We start from the raw sequence: 14,371 nt of genomic DNA, 5'->3' as shown, positions 1-14,371 counted from the left end.
TCATCGTGACGGCCGCACCCTCAGACGAGTGTTCTATAAACGAACGGCCTGTTCTATTATCGCTACACCTATCTTAGGCGCGTCCCCACCTCTGTGCAAGGAGTCACACTTAGGCGTCGACACCACTGAGGTGATGGCCTAAGTTAGTGACTGTTAACTTGCATGGCCCCGTGGCCGCAGCACGACGAACTGGAGCCCCCATGAATTCGCAGCACGATGCCGTCCTCGTCGCCGGCGCGCGCACCCCATTCGCTCGATTCAAAGGAGGCCTAGCCTCCCTCAGTGCCGCTCAGCTCGGCGCCGCCGCGATCGCCGGGGCACTCTCCCGCTCGCGGGTGCAGGCAGCGGACATCAATGCGGTCATCATGGGCCAGGTCGTTCAGGCCGGTGCCGGGCAGAACCCTGCACGACAGGCCGCCATCGCCGCCGGCCTCGACTGGAGCATCCCCACGGTGACCATCAATAAGGTCTGCCTCTCCGGACTCGCGGCCGTGACCGACGCCGCGCGCATGATCCGGCTCGGAGAAGCCGACGTGGTCATTGCCGGTGGGCAAGAATCCATGACCCAAGCCCCGCACCTGCTTCCGGGCAGCCGCTCCGGATGGACCTACGGCGACATTTCGGCGATAGACTCCCTTGCTCACGACGGACTGACCGATGCTTTTGATGCGGTCTCCATGGGGCTCAGTACCGAGCGCAAGAATGCAGAATTGGGCTTGAACCGCGCCGAGCAAGACGACGTCGCCGCCCACTCACACCAGCGGGCCGCTGCCGCGGCGGCATCAGGCGTCTTTGACGCGGAAATTATTCCGGTGAACGTCCCTCAACGCAGGGGCGAACCCGTGGTCATTTCCGCGGACGAAGGGGTCCGGGCCGAAACGACGGTCGAGACCCTCGCCGCTCTGCGTCCGGCCTTTGATCCCACCGGGACCATCACGGCCGGAAATTCGTCGCCGCTCTCCGACGGCGCCGCCGTCGTCGTCGTCACCTCCCGTGCGTACGCCGAGAAGCACGGCCTACCCGTTCTGGCGGAAATCGGTGTGGCCGGCCAGGTTGCAGGCCCTGACAATTCCCTGCATTCCCAACCGGCGCGCGCGATCGACGCGGCCCTGCACCGTGCCGGCCTGCGCGTGGGCGACCTCGATTTCGTCGAGATCAACGAGGCGTTCGGGGCCGTGGCGTGCCAGTCGCTCAGGGACTTGGACTTTCCGCTGGAGCGGACCAACATTCACGGCGGCGCGATCGCCCTCGGTCACCCGATTGGGGCCTCGGGGGCTCGGCTTGCCCTGCACGCGGCCCTCGAGCTTGATCGCCGAGGGGGCGGGACGGCGGCTGTCAGCTTGTGCGGCGGCGGAGGGCAGGGCGAAGCGCTGCTGCTGCACCGCTAGCTTGACGGCCGGCCCACTCGACGCCGCGCGTGACCGCCGCGCCGAGTGGGCGGCCAAAAGGTTGCTCGATCCCGCGATGCACTGCGTAGGCCGCCACCAAGACAACGGTCAAAACCACCACCAGCGTGAGTGGCCGAGGTAGCCACTCGTTGAGCTGGTTGATGCCCCACCAGCCCCACATCTGGTGCAGCAGGTACACCGGATAGGTCAGCGCGCCAGCCAGTGCCAACCCCCTCACGTTCCACCGTGCGGCGGGCGTCAAGGTCACCGCCGCAAGCACGGCGAAGATCGCCACGACGATGGGCCAGTAGGCCTGAGCGGGGATTTCGTAGCCCACCAGCCAATCGACCTCCCCGCTCAAGCGCACGCCCGTGAAGTAGGCCGAGAGGGCCACGTTGAGGCCCAAAATGATCCAGCGTAGTGGGGTATGGCCGAAGCGGAAGATCAGAAACAGGACCATGCCGCCAGCAAAGAGCGGGGCGTGCTGCTTCATCAGGACGACGTCGAGCCATTCGACTCCGGCTGCGTCGGCCAAGATGGCAGCCGTCGGCCAGAGGGCCGCAAAGCCGAGTAGGCGGTTCGGCGTCATTCCACGGAAGAGCATCAGAAACAAGATGAGCAGGTAGAAGCGCATCTCGACCCACAGAGTCCAGTACACGCCGTCGATGCTCTTCACATCGAAGGCCGACTGAATCATGGTCAGATTGACCGCCCAATCACCCACCGTGAGGTCCTCAGCCTGTGCTGGCCACAGGAAGAAGAGGAGCACGCCGGTCAGGATGACGGCCACCCAGTAGGCGGGAAAGAGCCGGCCTACGCGCGAGCCGATAAACCGAGCCGGCGTCTTGCCGTAACACGACAGCAGGATGACGAAGCCGCTGATCGCGAAGAACAAGGGAACACCGATGTTGCCGAAGGCGGTGAGGTGGCTGATGGGCGCCCACGCTTGGCGTGCCCCCTCAGGCCCCCAGTTCGAATGATTCCAGGCCGTGTAGTGATACAGGACGACGAAAAGTGCGGCCAGAAGCCGGAGGCCGTCGAGCAGGGCCAATCGCGTGTTCATAACGATGAGGTTACGAACCGGACCTGTATGCCCCGTAAGATCCGCTGGGCGTTGGCTGGGCGTTAAACGGGACCGGCCCCGTCCTCCCGCGGGACGCGGAGGGACGGGGCCGGCCGAACCGAGAGAATTCTCGGAAAGCTCTCAGGGAGCTTACTTGAGGGTCACCGTGGCGCCGGCGCCCTCGAGGGCCTCCTTGGCCTTCTCGGCGGCATCCTTGTCAACGCCCTCGAGGACTGCCTTCGGAGCGCCGTCAACGAGCTCCTTGGCTTCCTTCAGGCCGAGCGAGGTCAGGCCGCGGACCTCCTTGATGACGCCGATCTTCTTGTCGCCAGCCGACTCGAGGATGACATCGAATTCGGTCTGCTCTTCAGCAGCACCGGCAGCGTCGCCGCCGCCAGCCGGGCCGGCAACGGCCACTGCTGCTGCGGTGACCTCGAAGGTCTCCTCGAATGCGGTCACGAACTCGGAGAGCTCGACGATGGTCATTTCCTTGAAAGCTTCGAGCAGCTCTTCCTGGGTGAGCTTCGCCATGGTTGGCGTCCTTTCTCTGATGGTGACACACACGGGTGCCACACACGTTTGCTGGTGGGGTACCGAGGAGGCTTAGGCCTCTTCAGTGGCCTCGGCGGCGGGAGCCTCGGCCGGGGCAGCGGAAGCGCCGCCTTCTTCTTCCTGCTTGGCGCGCAGGGCTTCGATGATGCGGGCTGCTGCCGAGGCCGGAGCCTTCAGCACACCTGCAACGCGAGCCAGCTGGTGCTCGCGGGACTCGAGCGCTGCCAAGTTAGCAACCTCTTCGGCCGTCATGGCCTTGCCCTCGAAGTAGCCGGTCTTGATGACCAGCTTGTCGTTAGCCTTGGCGAATTCAGTCAGGCCCTTGGCTGCAGCCACTGCGTCGCCCTTGATAAAGGCGATGGCGGTGGGGCCGGTGAGCTGGCCATCGAACGCGTCGACGCCGGCTTCCTTTGCAGCGATGTCAGTCAGGGTGTTCTTGACGACCGAGTACTTGGTGTCTGCACCAAGCGAACGGCGCAATTCCTTGAGCTGCGCAACAGAGAGCCCACGGTATTCGGTCAGGACAGCGGCGGACGACTCCTTGAAGTCAGCAATGGTCTCCTCAACAGCGGCGACCTTGTTCGGCGTTGCCATAACCCTCCTTCCGGGGTGAGTCTGAGAGTCGGTCAGAGCCCCAGCCCGGATGGGCTAGACATAAAAAACGCCCCGTGCAGGCGCACAGGGCTTCGTCCACTGTATCCGGAGGCCCGAAGGCGTCCCGGATGTGGGAAGTTCAAGGTCACCTGCGTGGGCCGCCCTCTACGAGGATCCTTCAGACATGAACCATCAGCTCGACAAGCTTCTGGGCACACATCGACCGACGGTCTTTGGTAGAACCAGCTTACTCCCCTTCGGCGCCCTGACGCAAAACGAGCCCGGAAACGAGCGTGGCCGCCACCTGCGAACAGGTGACGGCCACAGCACGAGTCGAAAACTAGCCGACCTTGGTGACGTTCGGGTCCACCGGGATGCCGGGGCCGAAGGTGGTGGCCACGGTCGCCTTGCTGATGTAGCGGCCCTTCGAGGAGGACGGCTTCAGACGCAGAACTTCTTCCAGCACTGCGCTGTAGTTCTCTGCCAGCTGCTCGGCACCGAAGGACGCCTTACCGATGATGAAGTGCAGGTTGGAGTGCTTATCAACGCGGAAGTCGATCTTGCCGCCCTTGATGTCACCCACAGCCTTGGTCACGTCCATGGTCACGGTGCCGGTCTTCGGGTTCGGCATCAGGTTACGTGGGCCGAGGATCTTGCCCAAGCGGCCGACCTTGCCCATCATGTCTGGGGTTGCGACGGCGGCGTCGAAGTCTGTCCAGCCGCCCTGGATCTTCTCGATCAGCTCGTCGGTGCCCACGAAGTCGGCGCCAGCGGCCTTGGCCGCCTCAGCCTTGTCGCCAGCGGCGAAGACCACGACGGTGGCTGTCTTGCCGGTACCGTGAGGCAGGTTCACCGTGCCGCGGACCATCTGGTCAGCCTTGCGCGGGTCAACGCCCAAACGGAAGGCCACCTCGACGGTCGCGTCGGTCTTGGTGGAGCTGGTCTCCTTGGCCAGTGCCACGGCCTCGGCCGGGCTGTAGACCTTGCCAGCCTCAATCTTGGCTACAGCTGCCTCGTATGCTTTGCTGCGCTTTGCCATCTGCGTGTTCTCCTTATGCAGTCGTGGTCTCGTGGATCGCGCTCGACCCTGCCACTGTGCCCATCCGGCCCACGGCCGGTGTGCGTTTTGAATGGGGGTTGTTCCAGTGCGTACCGGAACGTTAGAGGGACTTAGCCCTCGACGGTGATGCCCATGGAGCGGGCGGTGCCGGCGATGATCTTGGCCGCGGCCTGGACATCGTTGGCGTTGAGGTCTGCCATCTTCTGCTCGGCGATTTCCTCGCACTGTGCCTGAGTCAACTTGGCGACCTTGACGGTGTGCGGGGTAGCGGAGCCCTTCTGCACGCCCGCAGCCTTCTTGATCAGCTCAGCGGCCGGCGGGGTCTTGGTGACGAAGGTGAAGGAGCGGTCCTCGTAGACCGTGATCTCCACAGGGATCACGTTTCCACGCTGGGACTCAGTCGCGGCGTTGTACGCCTTGCAGAACTCCATGATGTTGACACCGTGCTGACCAAGCGCCGGACCGATCGGCGGGGCCGGGTTAGCGGCGCCTGCCTGGATCTGCAGCTTGATGAGGCCGGTGACCTTCTTCTTGGGGGCCATGTCGGGTCCTTCTTCTCATTGCGTTTCCCTGGCGCACAGGAGCGTGCCACAGGGGGTTGACTGCCGTGGCGCGGCAGCCGAACGGCCCCATCCGGTCAAAGCGGTCCGGAAGGGGCCGAAGCTTTAATGCTACTGGATCTTCGTGACCTGGCTGAACGACAGGGTCACGGGCGTCTCCCGCTCGAAGATCGAGACGAGTACCACCAGCTGCTGCGTCTCCAGCTTGATCTCGGAGATCGTGGCGGGCAGCGTCTCGAACGGGCCATCGTTGACGGTCACGGACTCCCCGACCTCAAAGTCGACGTTGACCTCGGAGATTGGAGCCCGGCCCGGCTTCGAGTCGGACTTGTCGTTCTCTTCAGCCACCACCGTGTGCTCCAGCATGGAGAACACTTCATCGAGGCTGAGCGGAGTCGGATCATGCGCATTGCCCACAAAGCCGGTGACGCCCGGCGTGTGGCGGACAACACCCCAAGACTCGTCGGTCAGGTCCATCCGCACCAGCACGTAGCTGGGGATGCGCACGCGGCGAACAATCTTCTTTGTGGTGTTCTTGATTTCCACGACCTCTTCCATGGGGACCTGGATCTCGTAAATGAAATCCTCCATGTTGAGGGTCTGGGCACGCGTCTCGAGATTGACCTTCACGCGGTTCTCATAGCCGGCGTAGGAGTGGATCACGTACCACTCGCCCGGCTGGCGGCGAAGCTTCGTCCGCAGCTCGTCCTTCGGGTCGACCTCCGGCTCCGCCGCTTCGGTGGATTCAGCGGTCGGCTGCTCGGTCTCCGGCACAGCAGAATCGGCCGGCGCCTGCTCGGCGTCGGCCTCGGGTGCCGGTACGAATTGCTCGTCGTTGCCTTGGGCTTCGAGTTCCTGATCGGACACTAGGTTCCTGCTTTCTGTGACTGGTTAACCAGAAGTATTCATGGTGCGAAAAGACCGCGTCCGGCCTCTGCTTTTCGCGTATGAGACTTACTGTTCCAGCTGGTTCGTAAAGACGAAGATCGACGCCTGACCGAACAGGAAGTCCAGCACACTGACAATCACCATCACGACGGCGACGAAGCCCAGAACCCACAGCGTGTAGCTGAACCATTCCTTCCGCGTCGGCGTGACGACCTTCTTCAGCTCGGAAATGACCTGTCGAAGGAACAGCGCGATGCCAGCGAAAATCCCCCGCCGGTCAGCCTTGGGCGACTGCGGATCCTTCGAGCTGCTCGTCGCGATGTCGGACACAGTTCCTCGTTCCCATCAAGTGAGGTGAAACAGTCACGGTGCCTCGCTGGTCCCGCCGGACCCGCGAGACACCGTAACGTGGATTTCGCTGAGCACGTCACGGTTGCCCGTGATTGCCACTGCGCAGGGCAGACAGGACTCGAACCTGCAACCTGCGGTTTTGGAGACCGCTGCGCTACCAATTGCGCCACTACCCTTTGTGCGTTTCACTCGATCATACGGTGCTCCCCGGCCCGGGGATAAATCGTCACGATCGAAGCGTGGTGCACGCCGAGGATCGAGTTTACTCAATCCTGCCGCGCAAGTCGAACCGAGGTGATGGCCCCGGCCTGCCCTGCGCCACGGGGGCCGTCCTGACGGGCACGACGGCGGCCCGCACCGGCGTCGTCTTGGCCACCCTTCACGACGTGTCACCCAGGGGTGTCACCGAGCGCCGTGGTGACTAAACTGAAGTCACACCATTAGACGCTAGGAAAGCGAGATACTCGCGCATGTCACGGATCTCCCGCCGCATCGGTTCCATCGCGGAGTCGGCCACCTTGGCCGTGGACGCTAAGGCCAAGGCCCTAAAGGCCGCCGGACGCCCGGTCATTGGGTTCGGCGCCGGCGAGCCCGACTTCCCCACCCCGGACTATGTGGTGGAGGCCGCGATCGAGGCGGCGCGCAATCCGCGGTTCCACCGCTACTCTCCCGCGGGTGGGCTCCCCGAGCTCAAAGAGGCCATCGCCGCCAAGACGCTGCGGGACTCCGGGTACACCGTGGAACCGAATCAGGTTTTGGTGACCAACGGCGGCAAGCAGGCTGTCTATAACACGTTTGCCACCCTTCTGGATCCAGGCGACGAGGTGATCGTCCCGACCCCCTACTGGACCACCTACCCGGAAGCCATCCAGCTGGCCGGCGGCGTCCCCGTGGAAGTGTTCGCTGGGCCGGAGGCCGGCTACAAGACCACGGTTGAGCAACTCGAGGCGGCCCGCACCGAGCGGACCAAGATCCTTCTGTTCGTCTCCCCCTCGAATCCGACGGGCGCTGTGTACTCTCCCGAGCAGGTCGCGGACATTGGTCGCTGGGCTGCTGAGCACGACCTGTGGGTCGTGACCGATGAGATCTACGAGCATTTGGTCTACGAGGGCAGCGAGTTCACGTCCATCGCTACGGCCGCCCCCGAGCTCGGCGACAAGGTCGTGATCCTCAACGGCGTCGCGAAGACGTACGCCATGACCGGATGGCGTGTGGGTTGGATGGCGGGCCCGGCCGACGTCATTAAGGCCGCAACCAACCTGCAGTCGCACGCGACCTCCAACGTCTCCAACGTGTCCCAGATGGCGGCACTCGCCGCCGTCGCCGGTCCCCTGGATGCGGTCCATGAGATGAAGAAGGCCTTCGACCGGCGGCGTCTGGCCATGGTCGACGGGCTGCGCCAGGTCGAGGGCTTCAGCACGCCCACGCCCCAGGGAGCGTTCTACGCCTACGTTGACGTTCGCGAGGCCCTCGGGCGGAACATCGCCGGCACCACACCGCAAACCTCTGCCGAGTTGGCTGCTCTCATCCTCGAGCGCGCTGAGGTCGCCGTCGTCCCGGGTGAGGCGTTCGGCCCCTCTGGCTTCATCCGGCTGTCCTATGCCTTGGGCGACGAGGATCTCGCCGAAGGTGTGGGCCGGATCCAGACGCTGCTGAACGGCTAAACCGCCACCTCATTGCAGCCTGGGGGCGGCCCTGCTTTTCCTAGCGGGCCGCCCCTTGGTGTGTTAAGGCAGTGGCCGCGCCGCCGTCGCGTTCGCTACAGGATCCTGCGATCCACAGCCCAGCGCGTGAGCTCGTGACGGTTGGAGAGCTGAAGTTTACGCAGGACCGCCGAAACGTGGGTCTCTACCGTCTTGATCGAGATAAAAAGATCCTTGGCGACTTCCTTGTAGGAGTAGCCGCGGGCAATGAGACGCATGACTTCCAGCTCGCGCGCCGAGAGCAGATCCAGCTCATCGTCCGCGCTCACCGCCGCTGACGTGCCGAAGGCGTCGAGGACGAACCCGGCCAGCCGCGGGGAAAACACGGCGTCGCCGCCGGCCACGCGCACGACGGCGTCAGAGATGTCCTGCCCGGAAGCCGACTTGGTGATGTACCCGCGGGCACCCGCGCGGATGACGGTCACAACGTCCTCCGCTGCGTCGGAAACGCTCAGCGCCAAAAACCTCGTCTCCGGCTGGAGACGCGCGCAGGCCGCCAACACCTCCGCCCCGCCTCCCCCGCGTCCACCGGGTAGATGCACGTCGAGGAGAACCACCGCCGGCCGGGTCGCGGTCACCGCCTCAACAGCCGTCTCGACCGTGGCGGCCTCTCCGACGACGCGCAGCCTGCCGTCGAGTTCTGCCTTGAGCCCGGCCCGGAAAATCGCGTGATCGTCGACCACGACGACGTCGATGAGATGTTGTGGGGAACTCTTCATACGTGATCCTTATCTGCCGTTTGCTGCTGTTGCCCTCCACCGCTCGGCGCGCCGTCGTGCCCGCGCAGCTCTAACCGCAGGGCGACCTCCGTGCCGTCCGTACTGGAACGAATCGTGGCGGTGCCGCCGTGACGCCGCATACGGCCGACGATGGACTCGCGCACGCCGAGCCGGTCCTCGGCCACTTGGCTCAGGTCGAAACCACCCCCACGGTCCCGCACAAATACGTCGATGGTGGCGGGGCCTCGCTCTGGGGCACGGCCCTCGACGAAGACCGAGACCCTGCCCCCGGCATGCTTGGCGGCGTTGAGCATGGCCTCGCGCGCCGCAGCGACCAAGGCATCGCGGCCGGCCCCGGCATCCAACTGCCCCACCGTCACGACGTCGAACGTTGCCGCATACTCCGCCTCGAGGGCCGCGGCCTCAGCCTTGATGGCCTCCCCCACGTCGCTCGCGGCGACGTCGTCATCCTCGTACAGCCACTGCCGCAGCTCGCGTTCCTGGGCGCGAGCGAGGCGAATGACGTGTTCCTCGTCGCCGGCCCGCTTCTGGATCAGGGCCAGCGTTTGCAACACCGAATCGTGCAAATGCGCCGCAATGTCCGCCCGCTCGGCAGCGCGCACGCGGGAAGTGCGTTCCGTGGTGTAGTCCCGCCAGAACCTCAGCCCCCACGGCAGGAGAACGACGACGAGGCCCGCGAGGACGACGACGGCGACGAGCGCCCCGGCCCACAAGGCCTCGACGGTGAGTGACTGGGCGACGAGGAGGATGAGGCCGGTGATGACCAACAGGAGGCCAACGCCCAGCCGAAGCGCCGCGGGCCACCGGGCTCCCGAACTCGCTGGCCGAGCAGTGCGCGCCTCGGCCAGCGAGCGCTGCGTATCAATCTGCGTCCACACCACGACGGCGCCAGCGCTGATGAAAATGGCCGGCCAAATGAGCTGCCACGCGAAATCAAGTCCGCTGACTTGAGCAAACAGCAACAGGCCAGCGATCAGGAGGCCCGCACCGGCGAGCACGTACCTGACGGAGGCGCCGGCGGGCCCCTCGGGGCGCGGCAAGTCCCGCATGGCATCAGCCAAGCCGCGGCGGCGACCGGCGTCGAGCACCTCGGCCGAGCGGCGCGCGTCCGTGGCGCTCGGCACCAATACCCAGAGCCACGCATACAGCAAGAGCCCGGCGCCGCCCGCAATCGCGAGCAACACCATAAGCACCCGCATCGTGCGCACGCTCGTGCCCACGTGAGCGGCCAGCCCGCCGCAGACGCCCGCCATGACGCGCGACTCAGCGCGAACCAAGGCAGGGCGCGAGTTCGACTCGTCGGCCGGCACGGTGGGGCTGGGCGTACTCATGAGTCCACTAAAGCACGGCTCAGGGTCTGCCGGGGACCCGATTCAGGGCGATCCGGGCCGGAATCAGGGATGAGTCAGGGTCGCCCCCAATAGCGGCGGGCACCCGCGTGCCGGAAGGATAGGTGTCATGAACGAACAACCTGCTGAACACGCCTTCTTTCGTTGGGTGCGGTCGCTGGGCCTGGGCCGCGGCTCGGACCGGTGGATTGGCGGCGTCGCGTCCGGCCTCGCCGCGCGAACGGGCCTAGACCCCATCCTGGTCCGGGGAATTGTCCTGATCGTCATCATCTTCTCCGGTGTTGGGCTCTTTCTCTACGGCGCCGCGTGGGCGCTGCTGCCCGGGCCCAGTGGCCGCATCCACCTTCAGGAGGTCGGCAGAGGATCGTGGACAGTCGGCTTCACTGGCGCGCTCGTGCTGCTGATCCTGGGTACCGTGGATTGGTTTGGTCCGAGGATCTGGCGGGGCGATTCCGTGGATCTCGGCGGATTGCTCGTGCTCGCCCTCGTGGGCGGCGCGCTATGGTTCGTGATCTCGCGCAGCCGGGGCAGGCAGCGCGGTGAGCACCCCGATGCAGAGCAGCAAGCAGAGGAGCCGGGCCCAGAGACCACACGCGCCGCCAGCGTCTCAGCGGCGTGGACTCCCGACGCGCCGTCGGCGCACCGCCCTTCCCCTGGAACTGCCGCTCACCAGCCCAAGCCAGCGAAAGAACCGAAGCCGAGCACTCCACCGCGGCCGAAACACGACCGGCTCGGGGCGGGCACCACCACGATCGTCCTCGGCGTGGCGGTCATGGCTGGCGGCGCGATCCTAGCCTTTGACGTACTGCAACACGGCACCACCAGCCTGATCTCCATCACTACCGCGCTGTCCGCGGCGTTGGCCATCATGGGCGTCGGCCTCGTCGCTGCCGCCGCCTCGAAACGCACTGGCGGAGCGCTCACCGGCTGGGCTGTCGTCACCCTGATACCTGCGGTGTTCATCGGCGGATTCTCGGCCAACGAAGTGCGCGGCCCGTGGCAAACGGAGGTGTTTTCCTCGACGCAGACGGACCTGCGCCATTTGGCCTCAATCACGGAGGACACCAGTGTCCTCATCAATAGTGCCTTTAGCGACACCACGGTGACGGTTCCCGGCGACATTCCCGTCTATCTCGACGCGGCCTCCGGCTTCGCGCAAGTCGAAGTACAGACGGCCGACGGAGAAGACGTCGTGGAATTCAGTGGCGTCTCCGCGCCCCAACGCCAGCTCATCACGGACGTCACCGACGGGCCAGCGCTCACGCTCAAGGTCAACGGAGCCTTCACCTCCGTGCAAATCGTCGTCGACGGGGACGCTGCCCCCACCGGCGTCGACAGCGGACGCGATGGCGGCGACTGGCCGTGGGACGAGGGCGACTGGCCGTGGGACGACGAACCGCTCTCAACGGGTGAGACCACGCGGCCGGTGGCCGCATCCACTATCCACGCCCCGACTCTGATGGAGACTGCACGATGACTGAGAAGTACGAACCGAACAAGGATCACTCCGGCCGAACGGCAGAGACCCCCACCGAACCGCTGCTTCAGCGGCCCAGCCCAGACTGGGGCACACCCCGCGGTTCCGAGTCTGCGGACGCAACGGTGCGGTTTGAGCGCCCGATCAAGAACTCGGTCCCGTTAGGTACGCTGGTGTTCGGGCTGATCGTGCTCAGCATTGGACTGTTGATGCTCGGCCAGCTCTACCTCGACGTCGTCATTAACCCGGCGATCGTCACCGTGTCGATCCTGATCGGCGCCGGACTGATCATGGTGGTGGGCGGCATCGCCGCAGTTCGCAAGGGATCGACCACCGACCACACGCAAACGAAAGGCTGACGCCATGAATAAGTTCTTCGACGCACTGCGCTCCGTCTCGTTCCGGCGCGGCCCCAGCCGCTGGGTCGGCGGGATTGCCGGCGGCATTGCGGCTCAGATGGGCTGGGACCCGACGCTCGTGAGAATCGGCGTCCTGTTGTCCTTCCTCCTGCCGGTCCTCGGCATCCTCGCCTACGTCGTCGCCTGGCTCCTCTTGCCATGGCAGGACGGCAGCATCCCGCTGGAGCGCTTGCTCAACGGCTCCCGCTAGGCACGCCCGAGACCGTCACGAATGGCCACCACAGCCCCCGGGCTGTGGTGGCCATCTCTGTCCTTGCTAGCATTGTGATGTAGGCCCAGCGTCGTGCTGACTTGTCCATCCGGCTATGCCGGCTTTACACAAGCAGAAAGCGAAGCGCATGCGCATCGGTATTTTGACCAGCGGCGGCGACTGCCCCGGCCTGAACGCCGTGATCCGCGGGGCCGTCCTCAATGGAATCAAGAGCTATGGTTACGAGTTCGTCGGCTTCCGCGACGGTTGGCGCGGCGTCGTTGACGCAGACATCGTCGACCTGCCCCGTTCCACCGTCCGCGGCATTTCCAAGCAAGGCGGAACCATCATCGGCACCTCCCGCACCAACCCGTTCGAGGGCGAGCGCGGAGGACCAGAGAATATTCAGCGCATGATGGATGCTGAAGGGGTCGACGCGATCATCGCGATCGGTGGCGAGGGAACGTTGGCGGCCGCCAAGCGCCTCACCGACGCTGGACTCAAGATCATCGGTGTCCCGAAAACCATCGACAATGACCTGGACGCCACGGACTACACCTTCGGATTCGACACGGCGGTATCGATCGCCACCGAAGCCATGGATCGCCTCCGGACCACGGGCGAGTCACACCACCGCTGCATGGTGGCCGAGGTGATGGGCCGCCACGTCGGCTGGATTGCGCTGCATTCGGGAATGGCGGCCGGCGCCCACGCCATTCTGATCCCGGAGCAGAAGGTCACCATGGAGCAGGTTAACGACTGGGTTCTGCAGGCCAATGAACGCGGCCGCGCGCCGCTCGTCGTCGTCGCCGAAGGCTGGATCCCGGAGGGCGCCGATGCAGCGTACTCAGATCGCGGCCTCGACGCCTATGGCCGCCCCCGCCTTGGCGGTATCGGTGAACGCCTTGCCGTCGACATCGAACGGGGTACGGGGATCGAGACGCGAGCGACCGTGCTGGGCCACATCCAGCGCGGCGGCGTCCCCACGGCGTTTGACCGCACGCTGGCGACGCGCTTGGGCATGCACGCGGTGGCCGCGGTGGCGGATCAGGCGTGGGGAGAAATGGTCTCGCTCCGCGGTACCACCGTGGAACGGGCTCGCTTCGAGGACGCCCTCGGCAACCTCAAGCAGGTCCCGCAGCAACGGTACGACGAGGCCTCGATCCTGTTCGGCTAGCGAGTCCGCTCCACCGCGTTCCGGCCGGTCCCGCCCTGGGCGGGCCGGCCGGAACGCGCGCAGCGACGTGCCCGATCCGCGCTAAGGTGGCGCGCACGACGTGAGCACCTAAGCTGAAGGCATGGAGCTGGAAAGTGGAACGCGTGCGATTGTCGCCCTCGCGTGGGCTCGGCGCCTTGGGCTGCCCGACGACGCCCTGCAGAAGGCCGCGATGGGTGCTGACGCGGTGCGGGTTCACGTGCCGGTCGACGATGGCTCGCTCCTCCTCCTGCGCTACCTCACCGGTTCCGTCTTGGCCGGGCCCGAGTGGGCGCTCGACGCGTTGGAGGGGTACGACGACGAAGCGCTCGCCGGCGAGTCCGCCCTCGTGCGGGCGCTGCGCGCCACGGGCCGCAGCGAGGCGGAGGGACTGCGCACGGCCGGCGATTACACCCTCTACTACTTAGACGAGCCCGCCGGGGTGGAACCCTCCGAGCAGGTGGCCGTCTCCGCGGACCCGGCATACGCCCAGCGGCTCGTGGCGTCCTGCCCCAGCGATGACACGATCGGCCTCGATCTGGCGCGCGGAGAGCATATGTTTACGCTCGTGGCCGACGAACAACAGCTTCCTGTGGCCACCGCCTCCTATGGCCTCTGGGAAGGGCTCCTGGCGGACCTAGCCACGCTGACGCTTCCTGACGTTCGCCGGCACGGGCTGGGCGCGTACATCACAGCGGTGGCCGCCGACGATGCCTTAACTCAGGGGTTTACTCCGCAGTGGCGGGCGCCGCGGAGTTCGGCTGCCGCCCATCGGCTCGCCGAAGACGTCGGCTTTGTCTCGGTGGGTTCCCTGACCAGCGCACGGCTGACCTAGAGGCGAC

General features: G+C 65.6%; 17 protein-coding genes and 1 tRNA gene. 8 read left to right on the top strand and 10 right to left on the bottom strand.

Annotated elements, in window-relative coordinates:
- Positions 1-200: 200 nt before the first annotated feature.
- On the top strand, positions 201-1,388 hold the full coding sequence (locus IW252_RS10855) for an acetyl-CoA C-acetyltransferase (RefSeq protein WP_196836566.1): 1,188 nt from the start codon (positions 201-203) through the stop codon (positions 1,386-1,388).
- Here IW252_RS10855 and IW252_RS10850 read toward each other — a convergent pair.
- The 8 genes from IW252_RS10850 to IW252_RS10815 all read right to left on the bottom strand — a co-directional run bounded on the left by IW252_RS10850 (position 1,336) and on the right by IW252_RS10815 (position 6,632).
- Entirely contained in the window at positions 1,336-2,451 is a 1,116-nt protein-coding gene (locus IW252_RS10850; protein WP_196836565.1) for an acyltransferase family protein, read from the bottom strand. The two genes, IW252_RS10855 and IW252_RS10850, sit on opposite strands and share 53 nt — an antisense overlap.
- A 150-nt stretch (positions 2,452-2,601) precedes the next feature.
- On the bottom strand, positions 2,602-2,982 hold the full coding sequence (gene rplL, locus IW252_RS10845) for a 50S ribosomal protein L7/L12 (RefSeq protein ID WP_196836564.1): 381 nt from the start codon (positions 2,980-2,982) through the stop codon (positions 2,602-2,604).
- Between the two features lie 72 nt (positions 2,983-3,054).
- The gene (gene rplJ, locus IW252_RS10840) at positions 3,055-3,597 is read right to left on the bottom strand and encodes a 50S ribosomal protein L10 (RefSeq protein ID WP_196836563.1); all 543 of its coding nucleotides are present in this window, start codon (positions 3,595-3,597) and stop codon (positions 3,055-3,057) included.
- A gap of 340 nt (positions 3,598-3,937) precedes the next feature.
- On the bottom strand, positions 3,938-4,636 hold the full coding sequence (gene rplA, locus IW252_RS10835) for a 50S ribosomal protein L1 (protein WP_196836562.1): 699 nt from the start codon (positions 4,634-4,636) through the stop codon (positions 3,938-3,940).
- A 131-nt stretch (positions 4,637-4,767) separates the two neighbouring features.
- A complete protein-coding gene (gene rplK / locus IW252_RS10830) occupies positions 4,768-5,199 on the bottom strand; it encodes a 50S ribosomal protein L11 (RefSeq protein WP_196836561.1) in 432 nt (143 codons plus the stop codon).
- Between the two features lie 129 nt (positions 5,200-5,328).
- Positions 5,329-6,084 carry a transcription termination/antitermination protein NusG gene (nusG, locus tag IW252_RS10825; RefSeq protein WP_196836560.1) on the bottom strand — a complete coding sequence of 252 codons (756 nt, stop codon included), beginning with the start codon at positions 6,082-6,084 and terminating at the stop codon, positions 5,329-5,331.
- A gap of 87 nt (positions 6,085-6,171) precedes the next feature.
- Positions 6,172-6,435 (bottom strand): preprotein translocase subunit SecE, encoded by a 264-nt coding sequence (gene secE / locus IW252_RS10820; RefSeq protein WP_196836559.1) that lies wholly within the window; start codon positions 6,433-6,435, stop codon positions 6,172-6,174.
- Between the two features lie 124 nt (positions 6,436-6,559).
- Positions 6,560-6,632: transfer RNA gene (locus tag IW252_RS10815), tRNA-Trp, on the bottom strand.
- 63 nt (positions 6,633-6,695) lie between these two features.
- Here IW252_RS10815 and IW252_RS10810 point away from each other — a divergent pair.
- Entirely contained in the window at positions 6,696-6,881 is a 186-nt protein-coding gene (locus IW252_RS10810) for a hypothetical protein (protein WP_196836558.1), read from the top strand.
- 45 nt (positions 6,882-6,926) lie between these two features.
- Complete coding sequence (locus IW252_RS10805; RefSeq protein WP_196836557.1) at positions 6,927-8,120, top strand: pyridoxal phosphate-dependent aminotransferase; 1,194 nt, start codon at positions 6,927-6,929, stop codon at positions 8,118-8,120.
- A gap of 95 nt (positions 8,121-8,215) precedes the next feature.
- On the opposite strand, the gene IW252_RS10800 is transcribed toward IW252_RS10805, so the two are convergent.
- Positions 8,216-8,878, bottom strand: a complete 663-nt coding sequence (locus IW252_RS10800; protein WP_196836556.1) for a LuxR C-terminal-related transcriptional regulator — start codon at positions 8,876-8,878, stop codon at positions 8,216-8,218.
- A complete protein-coding gene (locus IW252_RS10795) occupies positions 8,875-10,230 on the bottom strand; it encodes an ATP-binding protein (RefSeq protein ID WP_196836555.1) in 1,356 nt (451 codons plus the stop codon). The genes IW252_RS10800 and IW252_RS10795 overlap by 4 nt, the downstream gene beginning before the upstream one ends.
- Positions 10,231-10,357: 127 nt before the next feature.
- On the opposite strand from IW252_RS10795, the gene IW252_RS10790 reads away from it, so the two are divergent.
- The 5 genes from IW252_RS10790 to IW252_RS10770 all read left to right on the top strand — a co-directional run bounded on the left by IW252_RS10790 (position 10,358) and on the right by IW252_RS10770 (position 14,364).
- Positions 10,358-11,725 carry a PspC domain-containing protein gene (locus IW252_RS10790; protein WP_196836554.1) on the top strand — a complete coding sequence of 456 codons (1,368 nt, stop codon included), beginning with the start codon at positions 10,358-10,360 and terminating at the stop codon, positions 11,723-11,725.
- Complete coding sequence (locus tag IW252_RS10785; RefSeq protein WP_196836553.1) at positions 11,722-12,084, top strand: phage holin family protein; 363 nt, start codon at positions 11,722-11,724, stop codon at positions 12,082-12,084. Before IW252_RS10790 ends, IW252_RS10785 begins: the two co-directional genes overlap by 4 nt.
- A 4-nt stretch (positions 12,085-12,088) precedes the next feature.
- A complete protein-coding gene (locus IW252_RS10780) occupies positions 12,089-12,334 on the top strand; it encodes a PspC domain-containing protein (protein ID WP_196836552.1) in 246 nt (81 codons plus the stop codon).
- Positions 12,335-12,482: 148 nt separating this feature from the next.
- Positions 12,483-13,511 (top strand): 6-phosphofructokinase, encoded by a 1,029-nt coding sequence (locus IW252_RS10775; protein ID WP_196836551.1) that lies wholly within the window; start codon positions 12,483-12,485, stop codon positions 13,509-13,511.
- A gap of 121 nt (positions 13,512-13,632) precedes the next feature.
- Positions 13,633-14,364, top strand: coding sequence for a GNAT family N-acetyltransferase (locus tag IW252_RS10770; protein ID WP_196836550.1), 732 nt, complete (start codon positions 13,633-13,635; stop codon positions 14,362-14,364).
- Positions 14,365-14,371 lie beyond the last annotated feature (7 nt).

Source organism: Zhihengliuella flava (assembly GCF_015751895.1).
GTDB lineage: Bacteria > Actinomycetota > Actinomycetes > Actinomycetales > Micrococcaceae > Zhihengliuella > Zhihengliuella flava.
This window is presented reverse-complemented; position numbering and strand designations above follow the sequence as displayed.